Genomic DNA, 22,130 nt, shown 5'->3' with positions numbered 1-22,130 from the left:
TCAGGACCGGGCCGGGCCCGTCGTCGGCAGCACGGCGCCGGCGGCCTGCGACGGGTCGCCGAAGGCCGCGAAGGGACCGTTGCGGTACTGGCCGGGCCGGCGGCCGTAACCGAGGGCGCGCCCGTCGGGTCCGACCAGGCAGCCGCCGGCCTGGGTCAGGATGTGGTCGCCCGCGGCCGTATCCCATTCCATCGTCGGGCCGCAGCGGACGTAGACGTCGCCCTCGCCGCAGGCGAGGAGCCCGAACTTGAGCGCCGAGGACACCCCGCGCCGCGCGCCGACGGGCAACCCGGCGAGGCACGCCTCGTCCGCCGCCTCGCCGTGGCTGCGGCTGACGAGCGCCGTCATGCCCTCGGGCGGCACGGGCCGCGCCGCGACCGCCCGGAAGTCCCCCGGCCGGCCCTCGACGATCGGTGCCTCGAGGGCGTGCGCGCCGGCGGCCCAGAGCCGGGCGAGGGCCGGGGCGGCGAGCGCCGCCGCGACCGGGCGCTCGCCGGCGACGAGCGCGATGTTGACCGTGTACTCGCCGGTGCCCTTGAGGAAGTCCTTGGTCCCGTCGAGGGGATCGACCAGGAAGAACAGGGCGGCGGGAGCGGCCTCGGCGGCGGTCTCCTCGGCGATCACCGGGATGCCGGGAAAGTCGCGGGCGAGATCGGCGACGATCTGCGCCTCGGCGGCGAGGTCGGCCTGGCTCGTCGGCGAGCCGTCCGGCTTGAGGTGGTGGCGGCAGCCGCCGAGCTCGTACTGCCTCAGGATCACGCCGGCGACGGCGGCGATCCCGGCGAGCCGGAGCGCGATGGCGTCGCGCTCGGAGGGATTGGGCACGGTGTCGAGTGCCAGGGTCGGTGTCATGGCCCCGTCATGCCCGGCGCCGCCGGATTTGTCGATCCACCGGCGGGCCGCGGCGCGCGCGATCGCCTTTTCAAACCGGCGCGCGGCGGCTATCCGTGCCGGCAAACCGTGGCGGGAGCCGCGGCGATTCGATTCGAACCCGGCCCCGCGGAGCGTAAGCCCATGACCACCGTCACCCTCGACGCCCTCGACCTCTCGGCGCTGCTCTGCTCGCGGGTCTGCCACGACGTCATCAGCCCCGTCGGCGCCATCGTGAACGGCCTCGAGGTGCTGGAGGACGAGGACAGCGCCGAGATGCGCGACTTCGCCCTCGACCTGATCCGCAAGAGCGCCCGCCAGGCCTCCGCCCGGCTGCAATTCGCCCGCATCGCCTTCGGGGCGGCGGGTTCGGCGGGCGCCAGCATCGACCTCGCCGACGCCGAGAACGTGTCGCGCGGCATGTTCGGCGACGAGAAGACCCAGCTGACCTGGAGCGCGCCGCGGGCGCTGTTCCCGAAGAACAAGGTCAAGCTGCTCCTCAACCTCGTGGTCATCGCCGTGACGGCGATCCCCCGCGGCGGCGTCATCGACGTCGCGGTCACCGGCGAGGGCGAGGCGCCGGTCTTCGTCCTCACCGCCAAGGGCGCCTATGCCCGCATCCCGCCCCACGTCGAGGCGCTGATCGCCGGGGAGCCCGAGAGCGGCACCGTCGACGCCCACGCGATCCAGCCGTTCTATGCCGGCCTCGTCGCCCGCGCCGCCGGGATGGCCGTGCGGTTCTCGATTCAAGGCGACACGGTGACGATCCGGGCCGAGACCGCCGGACCCGGCGAGGACGTCGAGCCCGAGGCCGAGACCGAAGTCTGAGCGGCCCTTACGGCATCTAACCTCCACGGTCCGCGCCCACGCGGACCGTGGAACCGCACGTTTCTCCTGTCGTCAAAGGGGATTGCCGCCGGATCCCGCGGGTGTTGCACCATCGCGGCAACGGATCATAAAGGCTCGCATGGCAGCGTGGCTCTGCGCAGAGATCCTGCGTGGATCGACGAGTGGCCGCGATGGACGATTTGTTGCGTGAGTTTCTGACAGAATCCGGCGAACACCTGGACACTGTCGACCTCGAACTCGTCCGGTTCGAGCAGGATCCGAACAACCAGACGATCCTGCGCAACATCTTCCGGCTGGTGCACACCATCAAGGGCACCTGCGGCTTCCTCGGCCTGCCGCGCCTCGAGGCGCTGGCCCACGCGGCCGAGACCCTGATGGGCAAGTTCCGCGACGGCATGCCGGTGACGAGCCCGGCCGTCAGCCTGATCCTGCAGACCCTCGACCGGATCAAGCTGATCCTGGCCGAGCTCGAGCGCACCGGCGCCGAGCCCGCGGGCATCGACGAGGACCTGATCGGCGCCCTCGAGCGCATGTCCGAGGAGCCGGCGCCCGCTCCCGAGCCCGTGCCGGTCGCGACCCCGGTCGCAGCCCCCTCGGCCTCCGGAACCCTGGTGCCGCAGATTCTCGAGCGGGCCCTGAAGCCCGGCGAGGTCTCCCTCGACGACCTCGAGCGCGCCTTCCGCGACACGCCCGGCCCCGAGGCCGAGTTCGCGGCGCCCGCCCCGCTGCCGGCCCCCGAGCCGGTCCGTCCCGAGCCCGCGCCGGCCGAGACCCGCCGCGCGGAGCCCGCGCGCTCGGACGCCCCGCGCGCCGAAGCGGCGCGCGGCGAGGCCCCCCGGCCCGAGCAGCCCGCCGCCGATGGCGACGGCGCCCCGGTCGGCAAGGTGCAGACGATCCGGGTGAACGTCGACACCCTCGAGCACCTGATGACCATGGTGTCCGAGCTGGTGCTGACCCGCAACCAGCTCCTCGAGATCGCCCGCCGGCACGAGGACGGCAACTACAAGGTGCCGCTGCAGCGGCTCTCCCACGTCACCGCCGAGCTGCAGGAGGGGGTGATGAAGACCCGCATGCAGCCGATCGGCTCGGCCTGGCAGAAGCTGCCGCGGGTGGTGCGCGACCTGTCGTCGGAACTCGGCAAGAAGATCGACCTGGTGATGCAGGGCGCCGAGACCGAGCTCGACCGCCAGGTGCTCGAGGTCATCAAGGACCCGCTCACCCACATGGTGCGCAACTCGGCCGATCACGGCATCGAGTCGGGCCTGGAGCGCAAGGCCGCCGGCAAGCCCGACAAGGGGACGATCCGCCTCAACGCCTTCCACGAGGGCGGCACGATCACGATCGAGATCGCCGACGACGGCAAGGGCCTCGACCTGTCGGCGATCCGCCGCAAGGCGGTCGAGCGCGGTGTCGCGACCGAGGCCGAGGTCGAGCGGATGACCGACGCCCAGGTGGCGAAGTTCATCTTCCACGCCGGCTTCTCGACCGCGAAGGCCGTCACCTCGGTCTCCGGCCGCGGCGTCGGCATGGACGTGGTGAAGACCAACATCGAGCTGATCGGCGGCACGATCGACATCCAGACCCAGCTCGGGCGTGGCACCACCTTCACGATCAAGATCCCGCTGACGCTGGCGATCGTCGCGGCGCTGATCGTGTCGGCCCGAGAGCAGCGCTTCGCGATCCCGCAGGTCTCGGTGCTGGAACTGGTGCGGGTGCAGCCCGGCACCGACCACGCGGTGGAGCGCATCAACGGCTCGCCGGTGCTGCGCCTGCGCGACCGGCTGCTGCCGATCGTGCCGGTCGCCGGCATGCTCGGCCTCGACGCCGCCGACGCCCCGGCCTCCGGCGACGAGGGCTTCGTGGTGGTGAGCCAGGTCGGGCGCCAGCGCTTCGGCATCCTGGTCGACGGTGTCTTCCACACGGAGGAGATCGTCGTGAAGCCGATGTCCTCCAAGCTCCGCCACATCCCGCTGTTCTCGGGCAACACCATCCTGGGCGACGGGGCGGTGGTGCTGATCATCGACCCCAACGGGGTCGCCAAGATGGTCGGCTCCGGCACGGCGAGCGGCCAGCCCGGCGAGGTCGAGGCGGAGGCCGAGGGCGAGGAGAACGGGGCCGATCAGGCGGTGACGCTGCTCGTGTTCAAGGGCGGCGGCGATTCGCTCAAGGCGGTGCCGCTCTCGCTGGTGACGCGCCTCGAGGAGATCGACGCGGCCAAGATCGAGTGGGTCGGCGGGCGCCCGCTGATCCAGTATCGCGGCCGCCTGATGCCGCTCGTCCCGGCCGATCCGGGCCAGGCGATGAAGCGCGAGGGCGCCCAGGCGCTGGTGGTGTTCTCCGACGGCGAGCGCTCGATGGGCCTCGTGGTCGACGAGATCGTCGACATCGTCGACGAGGTGCTGGACGTCGAGCTGGTCAACGAGCGCTCCGACCTGATCGGCTCGGCGGTGGTGCGCAACCGGGCGACCGAGATCGTCAACATCGCCCATTACCTGCCGCTCGCCCACGACGATTGGGGCCAGCCCTCGCACCGCGCGGTGCCGAAGGCCCCGAGCGTGCTCCTCGTCGACGACTCGGCCTTCTTCCGCGAGATGCTGACCCCGGTGCTCAAGGCGGCGGGCTTCCGCGTCACCCAGGCCGGCGACGTGGCCGAGGCCCTGCGCCACCTCGACGGCGAGGCCCCGCTCGACCTCGTGGTCTGCGACCTCGAGATGCCGGGCCGCTCGGGCTTCGACCTCATCGAGGCGATGCGCAAGGGCGGAGGCCGCCTCGCGCAGATGCCCGTGGTGGCGCTCGCCGGCACGATGGCGCCGGACGCCATCGCCCGCGCCCGGTCGCTCGGCGTCGCCGATTGCGTGGCGAAGTTCGACCGCTCCGGCCTCGTCGCGGCGGTCAACGAGATCGCCAGCGCGCCCCTCGACGCCGCGGCGTGAGCCCCGCCGGCGCGTCCGACGCTCGCGAAGCGTCCGGACGCGCCGCCACCGCCCGATCCGTTCTCACGACCCTCGAGTCCCGCCCATGATGGCCGCCAACACCAACACCGCCGGCACGCCTTCGCCGTCCACCGGCGAGACCACCGACTACGTCACCGTGCTGCTCGGCGACGAGCTGTTCGGCCTGCCGATCGACCGGGTGCACGACGTCTTCATCGCCACCAACCTCACCGACGTCCCCCTGGCGCCGCCGGAGATCAAGGGCCTGCTCAACCTGCGCGGCCGGGTCGTGACGGCCCTGTGCCTGCGCCGGCGCCTCGGCCTGCCCGACCGGACCGGCGACGGCCGCAACATGGCGGTGGGCCTGGAGCACGGTGGCGAGGCCTACGGCCTGCTCGTCGACCAGGTCGGCGAGGTGATGAAGCTCTCCGTCGACACCTACGAGCCGAACCCGGTCCATCTCGACACCCGCTGGCGCGCGGTCTCGCGCGGGGTGCACCGCCTCGACGGGCGCCTGCTGATCATCCTCGACGTCGAGGCGGTGCTGGCCTTCGGCGACGAGCGCCCGACGGCCAGCGCGGCCTGACGCCTCGAGAACCGCAGGGCCAGGACCGCACGGCAAGGACCGCTTTGGAATGAGAACCTTCCTGATCGTCGACGACTCGGCGGTGATCCGCAAGGTGGCGCGCCGGATCATCGAGGGGCTGGGCTTCCGGGTCGCGGAGGCCGAGGACGGCCGCGAGGCGGTCGAGCAGTGCCGGTCGGCCATGCCGGACGCGATCCTGCTCGACTGGAACATGCCCAACATGGACGGGTACGACTTCCTGCGCGCCCTGCGGCGGCTGCCGTCGGGCGACCATCCGAAGGTGCTGTTCTGCACCATCGAGAACGACGTCGCGTCGATCGCCCGCGCGCTCCACGCCGGCGCCGACGAGTACATCATGAAGCCCTTCGACAAGGACATCATGACCGCCAAGCTCCAGGCGGTCGGTCTCGCCTGAGACCGACCGCGCCGTCGGTCTCGCCTGAGACCGACCGCGCCGTCGGCCCCGCCCACGGACCGACCGCTCCGCCGATCCAACGATCCGAGACGCCCCGGCCGTGCACCGGGGCCCGCCCCTCCCGGCCCGCCCCGCGGCCCGCTGACCGAGACACGCCATGGCCGCATCCGCCGCGCCCTCCGCCCCGTCCCCGAGCGCCGGACCGCGCATCCGCGTCCTCGTCGCCGACGATTCCGTCGTGGTCCGCGGCCTGGTCTCGCGCTGGCTCGAGGAGGCCGGCTGCGAGATCGTCGGCACCGCCTCGAACGGCCGCATCGCCCTCGACGCCCTCGACCGGGTCCAGCCCGACATCGTGCTCCTCGACATCGAGATGCCGGAGCTCGACGGCACCCAGGCCCTGCCCCGGATGCTGGCCAAGCGCCCCGGGCTCCAGGTCGTGATGATGTCGACCCTGACCCAGCGCAACGCCGAGATCTCGCTCCGCTGCCTGGCGCTCGGCGCCATCGACTACCTGCCCAAGCCCGAGGGCAACCGCGGCGTCACGACCCAGGCGAGCTTCCGCGAGGACCTGGTCCAGAAGATCCGGATGCTCGGCGCCGACCTGCGCAACCGGCCGCGGGCGAAGCCCCCCGCGTCGCTCGATCGCCCCGGCCTGCCCGAGCGCCCGGCGGTCGTCGCCCCGGTCCCGGCGCCGCGGCCCGCTGCTGCCCCGGTGAGCGTGCGCCCGCGCCCGTTGCGCACCAGCCCGCCGCGCTGCCTCCTCGTCGGCGCCTCGACCGGCGGTCCCCGCGCGGTGGGGGAGGTGCTCGAGGGCATCGGCGCCGCGACCCTGAAGCGCGTGCCGATCCTGATCGTCCAGCACATGCCGCCGGTCTTCACCGCCGTCTTCGCCGAGCACCTCGGCGCCCGGATCGGCCTGCCGGCGGCCGAGGCCAAGCACGGCGAGCCGGTGCGGCCGGGCGTCGTCTACGTCGCCCCGGGCGGGCGCCACATGGGGCTGTCGGGCACCGCTGCCGAAGCGGTCATCCAGCTCAACGACGGCCCGCCGGTCAATTTCTGCCGGCCGGCGGTCGACGTGATGTTCCGCGACGCGGCCGAGGTCTACGGCGCCGCCACCCTCTCGGTGGTGCTCACCGGCATGGGCTCGGACGGCACCAAGGGCGCCAAGGCCCTGGTCGATGCCGGCGGGACCATGCTGGCCCAGGACGAGGCGACCTCGACGGTCTGGGGCATGCCCGGCAGCCTGGTGCGGGCCGGCTACGCCCACGAGATCCTGCCGCTTCCCGCCATCGGGCCGGCCCTGCGCGCCGCGCTCGCCGGCCCGGGCGGACACTGATGCGCTTCCTGCCACGGATCCGGGGGAGGATGCCGCGCCGATGACCGAGACCGAGTTCGACTTCCTCCGCACCTACCTCAAGCAGCGCTCCGGCCTCGCCCTGACGGCGGAGAAGCGCTACCTCGTGGAGAGCCGCCTGGCGCCGGTCTGCCGGCGCTTCAACCTCGCCGGGCTCCCGGAGCTCGTCGGCTGCCTGCGGGTCGCCCGCGACGGTGCGATCGAGCGCGCCGTGGTCGAGGCGATGACCACCAACGAGACCTTCTTCTTCCGCGACCGCACGCCGTTCGACCTCTTCCGCGACGTGCTCCTGCCGGGAGCGCTGACGGCGCGGGCGCACCAGCGCCGCCTGCGGATCTGGTGCGCCGCCGCCTCGACCGGCCAGGAGCCGTACTCCCTCGCGATGCTGCTCGCCGAGGTCGCTCCGCGGCTCGCCGGCTGGCGGGTCGAGATCGTCGCCACCGACCTCTCGACCGAGGTGCTGGAGAAGGCCAAGCTCGGCCTCTACAACCAGTTCGAGGTCCAGCGCGGCCTGCCGGTGCAGCTGATGCTCAAGCACTTCACCCAGGTGGGCGAGCAGTGGCGCATCGCGGAGTCCTTGCGCCAGATGGTCGATTTCCGGCCGCTCAACCTGCTGCAGCCGTTCGAGCAGCTCGGCACCTTCGACATCGTCTACTGCCGCAACGTGCTGATCTACTTCGACACGGTGACGAAGGCGGACGTGCTGCGCCGCATCGCCGACCAGCTCGCGCCCGACGGCGCGGTGCTGCTCGGCGCCGCCGAGACGGTGATCGGCATCACCGAGTCGCTGGTGCCCGACCCTGAGCATCGCGGCCTCTACCGCCACGGCCGCGCGGCGGCGAGCCCGAGCGTCGCGGCGCCGAGCGTCGGGACGCCGGCTCTTCCGACGGCCGCCGCGTCCGTGGCCGGCCTGCGCTGGGCGGTGCGCTGAGGCGCCGGCCTGCGTGCCGAGGCGCGGCCGGGCTGCGGGTGCCGTAGCCCGGCCGCGTGCGTCCGGGTCGTCGGCCCCGCCGTCGTGGGCCGACGGGCTCCGTCGCGGGCCTGCGACCCGGCGCGCCGCGTCCGCGCGCTGAGAGCGTGCCGCGCTCCGACCGCCACAGCCCTGCGCAAGGCGGGCAGGGGAGGATGCCCGACATCCCGGGCAGCGCCCCGATGGCCCGGCCCTGACATCCCCTGACACTCGTGGTGCTCGCTCGCCCGACCCCGACGGCGGGGACGTCCACGACGCGATACCGGTCTCCGCCGCGCGGCCTTGCAGCGGGGCCGGGTGTTCGAACCCTGCCCGCGGAAAGCCGAGCCGTCCGGCGACCGTCGCCGGCCTTGCCCCGCGCAAGCCGCCCGCCAAGCGGCCTCACTTCAAGCGGCCTCCCGCCGCCCGCACCTTGGCCGGCCCCACGAAAAAACCCCGCCGAAGCGGGGTTCTTTCGTCGTCCGACAGGGCGATCGGCCGTCAGACCGCGATCCGGTCCTCGCCCTCGCTCGGCTCGCGCAGCACGTAGCCCCGGCCCCACACCGTCTCGATGTAGTTCTTGCCCTGGCTGGCATTCGCGAGCTTCTTGCGGAGCTTGCAGATGAACACGTCGATGATCTTCAGCTCGGGCTCGTCCATGCCGCCGTAGAGATGGTTGAGGAACATCTCCTTGGTCAGCGTGGTGCCCTTGCGCAGGCTGAGGAGCTCCAGCATCTGGTACTCCTTGCCGGTGAGGTGCACCCGCGAGCCCGACACCTCGACGGTCTTCTGGTCGAGGTTCACGATCAGGTCGCCGGTGGTGATCACCGACTGCGCGTGGCCCTTCGACCGGCGCACGATCGCGTGGATTCTCGCGACCAGTTCATCTTTGTGGAAAGGTTTGGTGAGGTAATCATCGGCTCCGAAGCCGAGGCCCTTCACCTTGTCCTCGATCCCGGCCATGCCGGAGAGGATCAGGATCGGGGTCTTGACCTTCGCCACCCGCAGCGAGCGCAGAACCTCGTAGCCCGACATGTCGGGCAGGTTCAGGTCGAGCAGGATGATGTCGTAGTCGTACAGCTTGCCGAGATCGACACCTTCCTCGCCGAGATCGGTCGTGTAGGTGTTGAAGTTCTCGGACTTGAGCATCAACTCGATGCTCTGCGCCGTCGCGCTGTCGTCCTCGATCAGAAGTACCCGCATCTCAGGTCCCCAAGCCTTGGCCCTCAAGGGTTAAGGCAAGCCCCCGCCGCCCGTTTCCCACCGGCCCGTGGGAAACGCCCGTTATCTTCCGAACCGCGACGCTATGCCATAACGGTTAACAAACCCTGCTCCCGTCCCGCAAGCGGTTAGAAAACCGTCAGGCGAACCGGGCCCTTGCGGGTTTGCGTTCCGTTCTGGCCGAATCGCGATAGCATACCTGCATCCCGCCTGCGCCGGGCTGCCTAAATGGTTCGCACCATTGAGGGCCGCCCGCGATGTTGCGCCCGTGCCACGCCACCGGAGAACCTCCGGGAGCCCGGACCGGATCCCATGGGCCGCAGTGTTAAGGAGAGGGGTAAATGGATCGTTGATGGAATCCGGCAATGGCGCAGGCAGGAAACGGGAAACCGCCTCGTATCAACAGGATGCCCGCGTGAACGGCGCGGGAGGCTTCGAGGCCGCCCGGGCCGCGCTCGCCGAGGTCGAGGAGGTCGAGACCTTCGGCAGGGTGGTGGCCGTGCGCGGCCTCCTGATCGAGGTCGCCGGCCCGGTGGCGGCGATGCGCCTCGGCGGCCGCCTCGACGTCGTGGTGGACGAGGCCGCGGGCGCCGCCGTGCCCTGCGAGATCATCGGCTTCTCCGGTCCCCACGCCCTCGCGATGCCGTTCGGCTCGCTTCAGGGGGTGCGGCGGGGCTGCCCGGCCCGGGTGCGGGCGGAGGGCGCGGGCGCGATCCGGCCGAGCGCGGCCTGGCTCGGCCGCGTCGTCGACGCGCTGGGGCGCCCGATCGACGGCAAGGGGCCGCTGCCGCCCGGTCCCGTCGCCTACGGCCTCCGGGCCGATCCGCCGCCGGCCCACGCGCGGCGCCGGGTCGGGCCGCCCCTCGACCTCGGGGTGCGCTGCCTCAACACCTTCCTGACGATGTGCGCCGGCCAGCGCATGGGCATCTTCGCCGGCTCCGGCGTCGGCAAGTCGGTGCTGCTGTCGATGCTGGCGCGCTACACCGCCGCCGACGTCGCGGTGATCGGCCTCGTCGGCGAGCGCGGCCGAGAGGTGCAGGAATTCCTCCAGGACGACCTCGGGGAGGAGGGCCTCGCCCGCTCGGTGGTGGTGGTGGCGACCTCCGACGAGCCGGCGCTGATGCGCCGCAACGCGGCCTACGTCACCTTCGCGCTCGCCGAGTATTTTCGCGATGCCGGCGCGCAGGTGCTCTGCATGGCCGATTCGATCACCCGCTTCGCCATGGCCCAGCGCGACATCGGGCTCGCCGCCGGCGAGCCGCCGACCGCCAAGGGCTACACGCCGACCGTGTTCTCCGAGTTGCCGCGCCTCCTCGAGCGGGCCGGGCCCGGGACCGGCGAGGGGGCGATCACCGGCCTGTTCACGGTGCTCGTCGAGGGCGACGACCACAACGAGCCGGTGGCCGACGCGGTGCGGGGCATCCTCGACGGGCACATTGTCATGGAGCGGGCCATCGCCGAGCGAGGCCGCTACCCGGCGATCAACGTGCTGCGCTCGGTCTCGCGCACCATGCCGCGCGCCTGCGACCCGGACTTCCTCGACGTGGTGCGCCGCGCCCGCCGGGTGCTCTCGACCTACGCCGACATGGAGGAGCTGATTCGCTTAGGCGCCTACCGGCCGGGCAGCTCGCCGGAGGTCGACGAGGCGATCGGCCTGATGCCCGATCTGGAGGCTTTTCTGGGGCAGGGTAAGGAAGAAGCAACCTCCATCCGCGAGGGTTACCAGCGCCTCGCCGCGATCGTCGGCGGGCCCTGAGGGCCGGTCGCGCGGCCCGCCTCGCGGCCGCGTGACGGCGCGCGGCGGGCTCGAGGCACGGCCGCACGCCGCTGGCGGGAGTGGAGTAACAATGAAGTCGCGGGACACGCTCATCCGGCTGCGCCGCTTCCAGGCCGACGAGAAGCGCCGCAAGGTCGCGCAAATCGAATCGATGATCGCCGATTTCGCCCGCATGGCCGCCGATCTCGACCGCGAGATCGGCCAGGAGGAGCAGCGGGCCGGGATCTCCGATCCGGCCCACTTCGCCTACCCGACCTATGCCCGCGCCGCGGCGCAACGCCGCGACAACATCCGCCGCTCGGCCGAGGATCTCGACGTCCAGCTCGCCGCGGCGAAGGCCGCGCTCGCCGAGGCGTTCGAGGAACTGAAGAAGGTCGAGATCCTCGACGACCGCGAGCGCACCAGCGAGCGCGCCGCCGAGAACGCCCGCGACCAGGCCAGCATGGACGCGATCGGGCTCGGCCGCGCCCGGGCCTGACGGGTCACTCCGCCAGCAGAGGAATCTGCCTCGCCGCGTCGCGGGGCAGGTCGCCGGTGAGCCGCGGGTCCGGCGTCACCTCGATCGCCCGGGCGTAGGGGCGAAAGCCCGAACGGCGGTAGAACTCGACCGCGCCCGGATGGTCGAGGGTGCAGGTATGCACCCAGAACCGCCCGATCGGCCGCGCGAAGGCGCGGCGCAGGGCCTCGTCCATCAGAAGCCGCCCGCGGCCCTGTCCCACCGCCCCCGGCACCAGGCCGAAATAGGCGAGCTCGGCTTCCCCGGGCTTCCGCCAGTCGAGCTCGAGGAGGCCGATGTCGCGCCCGTCCTCGGTCAGCGCCAGGGCCTCGACGTCCGGATCGGCCAGGATCGCGAGGAGCGCCTCGTCGCCCACGCGGGCGCGGCCGAACCACAGCCACGATTCCCCGATTGCGCGGTAGAGCGCCCTGTAGCGGGCGACATCCGCCCCGATGGCGTCGAGCGGCAGCGGCGCGCGCGGCGGACGGGGAGGGGGCTCGCGCATCTCCAGGTAGGTCACCACGGTGGCGACGTGGGTCGGCGGGACCGGCGTGTAGCCGTCGAGGCACAGGCGCGGTTCGTCGGTCGGGCGATCGCTCACGGCGGCTTCGTCTCCTCTTAAGGGAAAGCGCGCGGCGAGGGGGCCGGCCCGTTTCCCCTCTGTCAAGCTTTGTCGTGCGACCCTTCGCGCGACGCGGGCACTTCGCGCGACGCGGGTTCCTCGCGGGACGCGGGGCTCCTCCGCCGTTCGGACGACTGTGCGGACGGGGCGTGGCCGTTAGATACAAGCCGGGCCGGACGCCGGACCGTTGAGAGGCACCACCATGCACGACGCATCCGCGCGGGACCGGCGCCGCTTCTCGGTCGTCACCGAGCCCCGCGCACAGGTGTCGCGCCGCATGATCGAGCGCCGCGACGGGCCCGCCCTCGAATGGATCGAGGCGGTGCCGGCCGGCGAGCCCCACGGCGCGCCGCTCCTGTTCGTGCACGGTGCCTTCGGGGGCGCCTGGATGTTCGAGGAGATCTTCCTGCCCAACCTCGCCCGGCGCGGCCGCCGCGCCGCGGCGGTGAGCCTGCGCGGCCACGGCCGCAGCGAGGGCGGGCGGGAGCTGCGCAGCGCGTCGCTCGCCGACTACCTCGCCGACGTGGCGCTGGCCGCGGCGCAGTGGCGCGAGCCGCCGGTACTCGTCGGGCACTCGCTGGGCGGCCTGCTCGCGCAGCGCCTCCTCGGCCGGGTGCCCCTGCGCGGGCTCGTCCTGATGGCCTCCCTGCCGCCCGAGGGCCTGGGCGTCGTCGGCCCGCGCATCGCGATGACCGATGCGGGGTTCTGGGTCGAGGCCCTGGCGGGCTCGCTGCTCCCCGGCCGCGAGCCGGCGGTGGCGCTCGCCCGGCACTGGCTGTTCTCGGAAGGCCTGCCCCTGGAGCGGGCGCAGGATTACGCCGCCCGGATGTCGGCCGAGAGCCCGGTGGCGCTCGCCGAAGCGCATTGGCCCTCCCTGCCGCTCTCGGCGGCCTTCGCGGGGGTGCCGGCCCTGGTGCTCGGCGGTGCCGACGACCGCATGATCTGGCCGGCGACGACGTGGCGCACCGCGCTCTATCACGGCGCCGAGCACCGCACCGTGCCGGGCATCGCCCACTTCCTCCAGCTCGATCTCGGCTCCGAGGGCGTCGCCCGCCTGCTCCTCGACTGGCTCGACGCCCGCGGGAGCTGACACCCCGGTTTGCGCCGCGAGCCCGGCACGAAACCGTCACGATCCCATGACAGGAGGGGGCCGCCGGCGCGGGGGCGTCCTTGCGGTCCTCCGCAGGGTCGGGCAGAAGCGCGCGCGAGAGAACGGGGACGCGACGGGACCGCGATGAAGAAGATCAAAGATTTCATCTGGCCGGTCATCGGCCTCGGGGCCGTCGTGGTCTCGGTCTACCTCCTGTGGCACCTGCTCAAGGGCCTGTCCTTCGCCGACGTGAAGGCCAGCCTCGCGGCGATCCCGCCGCACCGCTATGCCCTCGCCGTCCTGTCGACCCTGGTCGCCTACGGGGCGCTCGCCTGGTACGACCGGATCGCGCTGCTGCATCTCGGCGTGAAGGGCATCTCCTGGCTCTTCGTCTCGGTGTGCTCGTTCACCACCTACGCGCTGTCGCACAACATCGGCGCCTCGGTGTTCTCCGGCGCCGTGGTGCGCTACCGCGCCTACACCTCGAAGGGCCTCACCACCGCCCAGGTGGCGGTGCTGGTGGCGCTCTGCTCCTTCACCTTCGGCCTCGGCACCGCCTTCCTCGGCGGCCTCGTCCTGGTGCTCGAACCCGAATTGCTGCAGCGCGTGGCGAGCCTGCTGCCGCCCGTGCTCGCGAGCCCGACCACCGCCCGCCTCGTCGGCTTCGGGCTCCTCGGCTTCGTGGCCCTCTACGTCATCGGCTCGATCCTGCACTTCCGGCCGCTGCATATCCGCTCGTTCAAGATCGAGTATCCGCGGCCCAACATCATGGGCCGCCAGCTGATCGCCGCCCCGCTCGAGCTCCTGGGTGCGGCCGGCATCATCTACTTCGCGCTGCCGGAGGCCGGGAATCCAGGTTTCCTCGTGGTGCTGGCGGTGTTCCTCGCCTCGTTCTCGGTGGCGCTGGTCTCCAACGCGCCGGGCGGCATCGGGGTGTTCGAGCTCGTCTTCATCACGGCGATGCCGGACCTGCCGAAGACCGACGTGCTCGCCGCCGTCCTGATCTTCCGCCTGTTCTACCTGCTGGTCCCCTTCGCCCTGGCAATCGGCGTCGTGCTGCTGTTCGAGCGCGGCCGCCTCGCCGACGCCCTGCGCAGCAAGGCGAAGTCGCCGGCGAGCGTGCCGCCGCCGCCGGTCGACGGTCCCGGCATCACCCCGGACCTCCGCGACGTGCGAGGGCACGGCACGCAAGTGCACGACACGAAGGTGCGCAAGGCGGTATGACGCGGGCTCGCCTGCGCCGCGCCGGGCTCGGTCTCAGCACCCTGCTCGGCCTCCGGCCCGGCGGCTTCCTGATCCCGTACCGGCATGCCGGTGCGGCGCGGGCGGAGGGCTACCCGGCCCTCCGCCCGATCTTCGTCGAGGCCGAGCCGGCCTTCCGGGCGGTGCTGGCCGGGATCGAGGCGCACGCCGCCGATCTCGACCGCATCCACGCCGGCGGCCCGGGCCTCGTCGGCGAGCGGCCGGCGCGCTTCACCCAGGACTGGTTCCCGCGCCTCGACGCCGCCGCCGCCTACGCCCTGGTGCGGCGCGAGCGGCCGAGCCGCATCGTCGAGATCGGATCCGGCCACTCGACCCGCTTCCTGGCGCAGGCCGTCCGCGACGGCGGTCTCGCGACTCGGATCACCTGCGTCGATCCCTCGCCTCGCGCGCCGCTCGCCGGCCTCGGCGTGGACCACGAGGCGCGGCTGTTCGGGCCTTGCGACGCGGCGGACGCGGCCTCGCTCGAACCCGGCGACGTGCTGTTCGTCGATTCGAGCCACGTCGCGATGCCGGGGACCGACGTCGACCGGCTTCTCCTCGACGTGCTGCCGCGCCTGAAGCCGGGCGTCCTCGTGCACCTGCACGACGTCTTCCTGCCCGACGCCTATCCGGAATCCTGGGCCTGGCGCGGCTACAACGAGCAGCTGCTGGTCGGCGCGCTCCTGCAGGGCGGGGCCTACGCACCGCTCTTTGCCAGCCACGTCGTGTCCGCCCGGCCGCTCGACGGCGTGCTGGCGCGCCTGCCCCTGCCGCCCGGCGCGTTCGAGAGCAGCCTGTGGCTGCGCAAGAGCTGAATCTTCGACGGCGATCCGTCAAATGCGAAAGGTCGGCTGAGGCGGCGAATTAACGCCCGCCGGCCATCATCCTCCGCATCCGGTGGAGGGGATGAGGGCGATGCGTGCAGGTCTGGTGCTCGGGCTGGTCGGTCTCGGGATCGTCGCGGCCGCGAACCCCGCGGAGGCGCGGGGCCGGCGCGGCGGCGGCTTCTTCGTCACGCGGAGCCATGCCGCCCCGGCGGAAGCGCCCGCGACCCGTGCCCAGGAGGCGCCGCGGATGCGCACGGCCGCCGCCGCGGAGCCCGAACCGATGACGACCGGAACCACCACGCCGGTCGCCGCGGCGCCGACCCCGCGGGCCGAGGCCGCCCCGGCGCCCGCTCCCGCGCCGGCACGGCCCTGGTGCACCGGGCGGGTGTTCGGCTCGGGCGCGGGGTTCTGCGCGATCAATTAGCCGGCGCTGACAGGCGCTCGACGTTGTTGCGGACGTGCTCGCGGTAGCGGTCGATCACCGCTTCCGGCGTGCCGCCGCCGAGCAGGGTGCCGGTCGCCTCGAGGGCGGCGCCGATCTTCTCGCTCACCATCCGCTGGGCCTCGACCTGGCCGGCGAGGCCGCCCCAGGCGATCTTGACGAGCCGCAGCTCGATGACCTTCTGGGATTCCATCGCGAGCATCGCCGTCGCGTACCACGCATCCAACATCCCGGTCTCCTTGAGCGGTGTGCGAATCACGGTCCGGGGCGCAACCCCGGACCGGGCGGCCGGCACCCATGGGTGCCGACGCGAAGCGCCGTCAGGCGGCGCGGGCGCGCGACGGCGCGTAGGCCGTGAACCGGCCCATCCGGCGGGCGAGGTCGGTCCAGCAGGCGACCGCCGCATCGAACGCCCGGCTGACCTCGGCGGCCTGGAGCTGGGCGAGGTCGCCCGGCGAGCGGACCGTCATCGCGGCCTTCCAGAACGCCACGGCGGCGTGGCCCTCGCCCTGCATGAAGGCCACGAGCCGGCCGTTGATCGCGATGAGCCCCTGCATGGCGGCCAGCGGGATCTCCTCCCGATCGGCCGCGGCCGGCCGCTCCAGGGTCTCGGACGCCGCCTCGGCCTCCGCCGGGGCAGGGGCCCGGTCGTCGGCGGTCGCGACGGCGGCAGGATCGAGCGCTTCCGACACGGATTCCGCGTCGACGGGTTCGTCGGCCGTGTCCGCCCGGGCGGCCGGCTCCTCGACGGGCTCCTCGACGAGGTCATGGGCGACGGCGTCCGACGCCTCGGGCTCCGAGGCTGTCTCCGCCGAAGCCTGACGGTCCTGCGCCGCGAGGGTGACCTCGGACGCGGGCGCCTCGACGGCGGCGTCTTCCGCCCGGGCGTCCTCGGCGGCGCTCGCCGCGACCGGCGCGTGGGCCGGCGCGTCGCCCGAGGCCGGCTCCGGCACGCCCTCGGACGCGACGGTCTCGGCTTCGGAGGTCCCGGCCTCGATCAGTTCGGCTTCGGTGCCCGGCGCCGTCACGGGCTCGGTGGTCTCGATCGGCTCCGGCGCGGTCTCGGGACCGCTCGCGACAGTCTCGACCGAGGGCGCGGGCTCGGACGCAGTCTCGCCGGGCGAGATCGCGCCGGACTTGGTGCTGTCGACCGGCCGGGCCGCCGGGCGGGCGGCGGGGCGGCGGGGCGGCTTGCGGTTCTTGTCGATGCGGCGGGTGGTCATGGCTCGGCCTCCTCGGAGTGGCAGGCATCGCGTCCCTGGCGCGTCGCCCGGGGGCGGCCGCCCCCGCCCGATGCGGGGGCGAGCGCGCAGGGCCGGAGTGCCGGCAGGCTCGTCCGGGGCACCGGCTTTGCGGCGCGACAGCGCGGCCGCGCGGCGCGCACCGGTCTCCTGCCCGCGCGGGCGCCGGGCGGAACGCGGAGTCTCGCCTCGAGTTCGTCAAAGAGTGCCGGTCCGGCCGGGCTCTCGCCCCGCCGGACCGGTCGAGGGCCCTCGGGCCGCCGTTCAGGCCTTGGCCTGGGCCTTGTTCAGGTCGGCCTTGATCGCCTCGGACAGGGTGGCGAACTCCTTCGCCTGGTTCTGCAGCGCGCTCATCTGGTTGCGCATGTACTCGCCCTGGAGCTCGAGGGCCTCCTTGACGTCGGTGGTGCGCACGAGCTTCTCGGCGAGGTCGAAGGTCGCGGAGGCGTGCTGCTCGGTGTAGTCGAAGCCGCGGGCCACGGCCGCGCCCATGCCGGTCTGCGAGGTGCTGGTCGAGGTCTGCACGGTCTCGGCGAGCTTGCGGGCGGTGCCCAGGAAGGTGCCGAACGCCGTGCGGGCGTTCTGCACGCCCTTCTCGGCGAAGTCGCGCATCTCGGTCGGGATCTCGAAGGGCTTCTGGGTGCTGCTCATGGTCGTTTCCTCTGGCAGTCGCTACGCGCGCCGCCCCTGAGGTTTTGTGCGACGCAGCAAACACGATGCTGCAATGCAGCGCGCGAGTCAACGGGTCGCGTGCGGCACCAGCCTGCGGACGGGCGCGGCGGCTCTACTGCGTGAGCCGGAACTGCGCGATCGAGCTGCCGATGCTCTGGAACGCCGGCTTGAGATCATCGGCCTTGATGACGTTGTAGAAGAATCCGTCCTTGGTCGCGCACGACTTCAGCATGTTGGTGTTTCCGTCGATCACCCGCACCGTGTAGATGATGATGCCAGCGTTCTTGGCGGCGGTGCAGGCCGCGAGGGTGCGGCCGTCGATGGTGCTGTCGTCGACGCAGCCGGAGAACCAGTCCTTCCAGAAGTCGCCGGTGCAGGTCCAGCGGTTGGCCGTGTTCAGGCCGTCGGTCAAGACGATCATGATCTTGCTGACGCGGTCGTTCGCGAGGCTCGTCGCGGTGGCGAGCGGGCCGTAGGGAGTGAGCGCCTCCAGGCCCCAGGCGACCCCGATGGTGACGTTGGTGTCGCCGCCCGCGCTCATGGCGTCGATGGCGGTGGCGAGCGCCGTGTAATCGGTGCCGAGCGGGCGGATGGGGGCGAGCGTCGGCTTGCCGTTCTGGATCGACGCACACTTGTCCGCCGGATAGGCGCCGGCGCCGGTGGGCTCGGCATTCGGCACCTGGACGTCGTAGGGCTGGTCGCGGTCGGTGATGCAGCCCTGCCAGCTCGCGGCGCTCGTCGTGCCGATCTTGGTGTAGCTGAGCCAGCCCGCGCTGGTGACGGCGGTGCCGAGATTCACCTGCGTGGAGAACGGCACCAGGGCGACCTTGGCGTCGGAACGACTGACCACGACCTTGTCGAGGTAGGTCAGGAAGTCCTTCGCCGCCTGCTTGAGGGCCGGGAGCTTGCCGGAGCTGTTCATCGAACCGGTATTGTCGAGCACCAGCGCGATCTCGACCGCCTTGCCGCCGGACATCGCCTGCGACGTGCCGGTGACCTCGAGCCGGCCCGGATGCATCAGGCGCCCGAGCGTCATGTCCACTTCGGCGGTGGCGCTGACCGAGACCTGGGTGCCGGTCCGGACCGGGGTGAAGCGGGTCACGGTCACGCCCGTCTGGGGCGGAAAGCTCGCGTCGAAGAACGCGCGCGCGCGGGTCTGGAAATCGGCGTCGGTCTTCAGGGTCGGTACCTCGCGGATCACCGCCAGCACCGCCGCGTCGGTGGCGGTCTGGATCTTGGCCTGGACCCCGGCACCGCGGGCGTAGTCGACGCCCGCCCCGACCAGGAAGGTGACCGGGATCATCGCCAGCGCCATGATCACCGCGACGCTGCCGCGTGGATCGCGCCGGAACCGGACGAACAGCCGCCTCATCGAAGTTCCGCCCTCCTGCCACCGCCCTTTTGGTCTAACAGACAAGAGCTAACAGTTAGGACGTTAAGACTCTGCCGACGCGATACCTCGCTCCGACGCCATGCGGGTCACGATCCGTTAAGGTTTCCCACCGCCACTGGCAGCAAGGGGCCGTTAACGAAGACTCGTCATGATCGCGATCAGTCGTGTTCCCGGGTTCGGGACATCCTCGGCCGTCCCGCGGCGGCCCACCGAGTACCTGACGAGGACTGCCGATGCGTACCCTGCGGCTCCGACCCAATCCCGCCCTCCTCGCGGCTGGCATCCTCGGCCTCGGCACCCTGTCGGGCTGGGGCGCCTACGGCGTATCGTCCACCGGCAAGAGCACGCTGCGCACCCAGCTGGCGGAGACCGAGGGCCAGCGCGACGCGCTCGCCGCCAAGGTCAAGCAGTTCCAGGACGTCGAGGCGGAGCTGCGCGACCGCCAGGCCAAGATCGCCGCGGCGCGCGACGAGATCGCCCAGCTCGGCGCGACCCGCGACAAGGCCAAGGCGCAGCTCGCGGCCACGCAACGCGACCTCGCCTCGCTGACCAAGCGACTCGACCAAGCGAAGGACAAGGTGACCCAGACCGGCAGCATCACGCCAGCGGCGGCGGAGCCGGTCAAGAAGCCGGCGCGGTAAAGAAGCGGGTGCGGTGAGGGGCCGCTCGATCTCTCTCGCCGAACGAACACGCTCCATCGTCATCCCGGGCTCCGCTGTCGCGGCCCCGGAGTGACGTGATGGATGGCAGCCCCGGCGGCTCCGACGAGAGCGCGCGGAGACAATCGTCGAGCGGCCGACATCCTCGATGTCAGCCGGGATTGGCCGCCCGGAAATGCGGGGGAGCACGACCCGTCCCGGCTCGGGCCAATTCCCGGACGACCTCGAGCCGGCACGCCGCCGAACCCCGCCTCGGGGGCCGAAGCGCCGACCCGGCCTCGCATCTCATACGATTTCCGGCTGATCGCTTCGCGATGCGGAAATCGGCTTCGCTCAAGCGCCGCGCGGGCTGGTGATACGAGATCCGGAAGTAATCTTCCGGATCTCGTATCACACCCTCGCTTTTTTCCCGGACGGCTGCCGCGAAGGCGCTGGCGGGGTTGGTCAGCACGTTGGCAATGTGCGAGATCGACCGGAAGGGCGTGCCGGACGAGCGGGAGTCGATTCATCCGACGGGGCCGTCGCCGTGACGAGACCCGATCCGGCGGCTCGGCAGCGGTCGAATGGTCCCCGAGCCCTGGGTCTCGATCAGGACGCCTCTTCAGGAAACCGCCCGCGGAGATCCGCCGGACCGTGCGTCGCCCGAGACGGAGACAGGATCAGCCCAATGATAGCGGATGACCGGACGGTCGCCTCCGCCGGGGACGGCGTGCCGGCTTCGCTCGGCGATGACCCCGCCACGCCCCTCGTAGAAGCGGCGGGCCGGCTCGTTCTGCTCGAAGCACCACAGGTAGAGCCCCGAGGCTGGGTAGGTGCCGAGCGACCAGTTCGCTGCGGCGGCGAGCAGGCTCGTCCCCCATCCCCGTCCCTTGGCGCTGGGAAGAACGTGGAGATTGTCGACCAGCGTTCCCCACCGCTCATCCTCCGCGCCGATCGCGCAAACGAAGCCGACGGGTCCCTCGGCGGTCTCGGCGATGATCGCGGTCTGGTGCGGGCGGCGCTGCCCGAGGCGGAAGGTCCAGACGTCCAGGCGTTCCTGCTCGATGGGACCGGAGAGGAAGCTCGGATCGAGGATCGCGCTGTAGGCGCTCCGCCAGCTCATCGTGTGGAGCCGCGCGAGCAAGGCCGCGTCAGCGTCGGTGGCGATTCGCATTCGCATTCGCATCGCCGATGTGTACGAAGGGCGTACGTGCTTCGCAACGGTCGCGCCCCCGCGGGAATCACGCCGACCGGGATTCGTCCGGCCCGGCCATCGTCCCCCCCGGCCGGAACCGCCGGTCGTAATCCGCCGCGTACAGCGCGCTCTCGCGGAACTCGGTCGCGCCGAGCGCCGGGCCGACCAGGATCAGCGCCGTGCGCTCCAGCCCCGCCGCCGCGACCTGGCCCGGCAGGCTGGACAGCGTCCCGCGCAGCACCCGCTCGTCCGGCCACGTGGCGCGGAACACCACCGCCGCCGGGCAGTCCGGGCCGTAATGCGGGATCAGCTCGGCCGCGACCGCGTCGATGACGTGGATCGACAGGTGAACCGCAAGCGTCGCCCGGGTCGCCGCGAAGGCGGCGAGGCGCTCGGTCTCGGGCATCGCCGAGGCGCGGCCCGTAGTGCGGGTGAGCACCACCGATTGCGCCAGTTCCGGCACCGTCAGCTCGCGCCCGAGCAATGCGGCGGCCGCGGCGAAGGAGGGGACGCCCGGGGTGAGGTCGTAGGGGATGCCGAGGCGGTCGAGGCGGCGGGTCTGCTCGGCCACCGCGCTCCAGATCGAGAGGTCGCCGGAATGCAGCCGCGCCACCTCCTGGCCGGCCGCGTGGGCCTCCGCCATCTCGGCGACGATCGCGTCGAGGGCGAGGGGGGCGGTGTCGACGATGCGCGCGCCCGCCGGGCACCAGGACAGGATCTCGGGCGCGACGAGCGAGCCGGCATGAAGGCAGACCGGGCAGCGGGCGATCAGGTCGCGGCCGCGCACGGTGATGAGGTCGGCCGCGCCCGGGCCGGCGCCGATGAAGTGGATCATGACGGTAACGCGTCTCCGCTGGCGGCGAGGGCGCAGGTCGCCCCCGCGCTGGCGATGCGGGGCAGGACGAGGCGGCCGTCCGGCCCGGCGGCCGCGAGGGCCGCGGCCTCGGCGAGGGACCCGACGCCCCGCAGGGCCTCGATGCGGACGGAGCGGGTGACGACCCGGCGGCCGGCCTCGCGCAGGGCCTCGACCCCGATCGCGACCAGCGGCACGCCCAGGGCGTCGGCCGCCTCGCGGATCGCCGGGTCGCCGGCACGGTCGGCGGCGGTGGCGAGCGCCGCGAGGCGGGCGCCCGCGAGATCGGATTGCCGCAGCCCTTCCGCCACCAGGGCGACGATCTCCTCGGCCTCGGTCGCGTGGCGAAAGCCGATGCCGGCGACGAGGGCGCGCGGCGCCTCGGTGGCGGGCTCCCGGCCGGCCCCGCGCAGGACGTCGGGCGGTGGCGGGGCGCCCGGCGCTCTCGCGTGGATCCCCGCCTGG

General features: G+C 72.5%; 23 protein-coding genes. 13 read left to right on the top strand and 10 right to left on the bottom strand.

The genetic code is table 11. From position 1 onward, the window contains the following. Positions 1 to 852: a 3'(2'),5'-bisphosphate nucleotidase CysQ family protein gene (locus tag DK419_RS17460; RefSeq protein ID WP_109960209.1), complete on the bottom strand. Its 852-nt coding sequence runs from the start codon at positions 850 to 852 to the stop codon at positions 1 to 3. Between the two features lie 162 nt (positions 853 to 1,014). Here DK419_RS17460 and chpT point away from each other — a divergent pair, with 162 nt between their 5' ends. The 6 genes from chpT to DK419_RS17430 all read left to right on the top strand — a co-directional run bounded on the left by chpT (position 1,015) and on the right by DK419_RS17430 (position 7,938). Continuing rightward, complete coding sequence (gene chpT, locus DK419_RS17455) at positions 1,015 to 1,698, top strand: histidine phosphotransferase ChpT (RefSeq protein ID WP_109960208.1); 684 nt, start codon at positions 1,015 to 1,017, stop codon at positions 1,696 to 1,698. 191 nt (positions 1,699 to 1,889) lie between these two features. Next, entirely contained in the window at positions 1,890 to 4,652 is a 2,763-nt protein-coding gene (locus DK419_RS17450; protein ID WP_109960207.1) for a hybrid sensor histidine kinase/response regulator, read from the top strand. Positions 4,653 to 4,737: 85 nt separating this feature from the next. Continuing rightward, positions 4,738 to 5,238, top strand: coding sequence for a chemotaxis protein CheW (locus DK419_RS17445; RefSeq protein ID WP_109960206.1), 501 nt, complete (start codon positions 4,738 to 4,740; stop codon positions 5,236 to 5,238). Between the two features lie 49 nt (positions 5,239 to 5,287). After that, a complete protein-coding gene (locus DK419_RS17440) occupies positions 5,288 to 5,653 on the top strand; it encodes a response regulator (protein ID WP_109960205.1) in 366 nt (121 codons plus the stop codon). Positions 5,654 to 5,810: 157 nt separating this feature from the next. Further along, positions 5,811 to 6,989, top strand: a complete 1,179-nt coding sequence (locus DK419_RS17435; RefSeq protein WP_109960204.1) for a protein-glutamate methylesterase/protein-glutamine glutaminase — start codon at positions 5,811 to 5,813, stop codon at positions 6,987 to 6,989. A gap of 40 nt (positions 6,990 to 7,029) precedes the next feature. Continuing rightward, positions 7,030 to 7,938 (top strand): CheR family methyltransferase, encoded by a 909-nt coding sequence (locus DK419_RS17430; protein WP_109960203.1) that lies wholly within the window; start codon positions 7,030 to 7,032, stop codon positions 7,936 to 7,938. Positions 7,939 to 8,457: 519 nt separating this feature from the next. Here the strand turns inward: DK419_RS17430 and ctrA are convergent. Beyond that, the gene (ctrA, locus tag DK419_RS17425; protein WP_109960202.1) at positions 8,458 to 9,159 is read right to left on the bottom strand and encodes a response regulator transcription factor CtrA; all 702 of its coding nucleotides are present in this window, start codon (positions 9,157 to 9,159) and stop codon (positions 8,458 to 8,460) included. Between the two features lie 433 nt (positions 9,160 to 9,592). Here ctrA and fliI point away from each other — a divergent pair, with 433 nt between their 5' ends. Both fliI and fliJ read left to right on the top strand, forming a co-directional pair. Further along, positions 9,593 to 10,933 carry a flagellar protein export ATPase FliI gene (gene fliI, locus DK419_RS17420; protein ID WP_245442501.1) on the top strand — a complete coding sequence of 447 codons (1,341 nt, stop codon included), beginning with the start codon at positions 9,593 to 9,595 and terminating at the stop codon, positions 10,931 to 10,933. Positions 10,934 to 11,024: 91 nt separating this feature from the next. After that, entirely contained in the window at positions 11,025 to 11,432 is a 408-nt protein-coding gene (gene fliJ, locus DK419_RS17415) for a flagellar export protein FliJ (protein WP_109960200.1), read from the top strand. A gap of 4 nt (positions 11,433 to 11,436) precedes the next feature. Here fliJ and DK419_RS17410 read toward each other — a convergent pair whose 3' ends face one another. Next, positions 11,437 to 12,051 (bottom strand): GNAT family N-acetyltransferase, encoded by a 615-nt coding sequence (locus DK419_RS17410; RefSeq protein WP_245442500.1) that lies wholly within the window; start codon positions 12,049 to 12,051, stop codon positions 11,437 to 11,439. Between the two features lie 223 nt (positions 12,052 to 12,274). On the opposite strand from DK419_RS17410, the gene DK419_RS17405 reads away from it, so the two are divergent. The 4 genes from DK419_RS17405 to DK419_RS17390 all read left to right on the top strand — a co-directional run bounded on the left by DK419_RS17405 (position 12,275) and on the right by DK419_RS17390 (position 15,655). Further along, on the top strand, positions 12,275 to 13,162 hold the full coding sequence (locus DK419_RS17405; RefSeq protein ID WP_109960199.1) for an alpha/beta hydrolase: 888 nt from the start codon (positions 12,275 to 12,277) through the stop codon (positions 13,160 to 13,162). A 144-nt stretch (positions 13,163 to 13,306) separates the two neighbouring features. Continuing rightward, entirely contained in the window at positions 13,307 to 14,386 is a 1,080-nt protein-coding gene (locus DK419_RS17400; protein ID WP_109960198.1) for a lysylphosphatidylglycerol synthase domain-containing protein, read from the top strand. Then, on the top strand, positions 14,383 to 15,219 hold the full coding sequence (locus DK419_RS17395; protein ID WP_109960197.1) for a class I SAM-dependent methyltransferase: 837 nt from the start codon (positions 14,383 to 14,385) through the stop codon (positions 15,217 to 15,219). Before DK419_RS17400 ends, DK419_RS17395 begins: the two co-directional genes overlap by 4 nt. Before the next feature lie 100 nt (positions 15,220 to 15,319). Continuing rightward, positions 15,320 to 15,655 carry a hypothetical protein gene (locus DK419_RS17390; protein ID WP_109960196.1) on the top strand — a complete coding sequence of 112 codons (336 nt, stop codon included), beginning with the start codon at positions 15,320 to 15,322 and terminating at the stop codon, positions 15,653 to 15,655. On the opposite strand, the gene DK419_RS17385 is transcribed toward DK419_RS17390, so the two are convergent. The 4 genes from DK419_RS17385 to DK419_RS17370 form a co-directional block, all read right to left on the bottom strand. Then, positions 15,648 to 15,902, bottom strand: a complete 255-nt coding sequence (locus DK419_RS17385; RefSeq protein ID WP_109960195.1) for a hypothetical protein — start codon at positions 15,900 to 15,902, stop codon at positions 15,648 to 15,650. The two genes, DK419_RS17390 and DK419_RS17385, sit on opposite strands and share 8 nt — an antisense overlap. A gap of 91 nt (positions 15,903 to 15,993) precedes the next feature. After that, positions 15,994 to 16,896 (bottom strand): phasin family protein, encoded by a 903-nt coding sequence (locus DK419_RS17380; RefSeq protein ID WP_109960194.1) that lies wholly within the window; start codon positions 16,894 to 16,896, stop codon positions 15,994 to 15,996. Positions 16,897 to 17,178: 282 nt separating this feature from the next. After that, positions 17,179 to 17,565 carry a phasin gene (locus DK419_RS17375; protein WP_109960193.1) on the bottom strand — a complete coding sequence of 129 codons (387 nt, stop codon included), beginning with the start codon at positions 17,563 to 17,565 and terminating at the stop codon, positions 17,179 to 17,181. A gap of 133 nt (positions 17,566 to 17,698) precedes the next feature. Continuing rightward, positions 17,699 to 18,958 carry a vWA domain-containing protein gene (locus DK419_RS17370; RefSeq protein ID WP_109960192.1) on the bottom strand — a complete coding sequence of 420 codons (1,260 nt, stop codon included), beginning with the start codon at positions 18,956 to 18,958 and terminating at the stop codon, positions 17,699 to 17,701. 254 nt (positions 18,959 to 19,212) lie between these two features. On the opposite strand from DK419_RS17370, the gene DK419_RS17365 reads away from it, so the two are divergent. Then, positions 19,213 to 19,620 carry a hypothetical protein gene (locus tag DK419_RS17365; protein WP_109960191.1) on the top strand — a complete coding sequence of 136 codons (408 nt, stop codon included), beginning with the start codon at positions 19,213 to 19,215 and terminating at the stop codon, positions 19,618 to 19,620. A gap of 619 nt (positions 19,621 to 20,239) precedes the next feature. Here the strand turns inward: DK419_RS17365 and DK419_RS17355 are convergent. The 3 genes from DK419_RS17355 to DK419_RS17345 all read right to left on the bottom strand — a co-directional run bounded on the left by DK419_RS17355 (position 20,240) and on the right by DK419_RS17345 (position 22,078). Then, positions 20,240 to 20,791 (bottom strand): GNAT family N-acetyltransferase, encoded by a 552-nt coding sequence (locus DK419_RS17355; protein WP_162561292.1) that lies wholly within the window; start codon positions 20,789 to 20,791, stop codon positions 20,240 to 20,242. A 67-nt stretch (positions 20,792 to 20,858) separates the two neighbouring features. Beyond that, positions 20,859 to 21,647, bottom strand: a complete 789-nt coding sequence (gene cobM / locus DK419_RS17350) for a precorrin-4 C(11)-methyltransferase (protein ID WP_109960188.1) — start codon at positions 21,645 to 21,647, stop codon at positions 20,859 to 20,861. Beyond that, entirely contained in the window at positions 21,644 to 22,078 is a 435-nt protein-coding gene (locus DK419_RS17345) for a cobalamin biosynthesis protein (RefSeq protein ID WP_245443033.1), read from the bottom strand. Before DK419_RS17345 ends, cobM begins: the two co-directional genes overlap by 4 nt. Between the last annotated feature and the right edge of the window lie 52 nt (positions 22,079 to 22,130).

The sequence above is a fragment of the Methylobacterium terrae genome, from assembly GCF_003173755.1.
GTDB classification, from domain to species: domain Bacteria; phylum Pseudomonadota; class Alphaproteobacteria; order Rhizobiales; family Beijerinckiaceae; genus Methylobacterium; species Methylobacterium terrae.
This window is presented reverse-complemented; position numbering and strand designations above follow the sequence as displayed.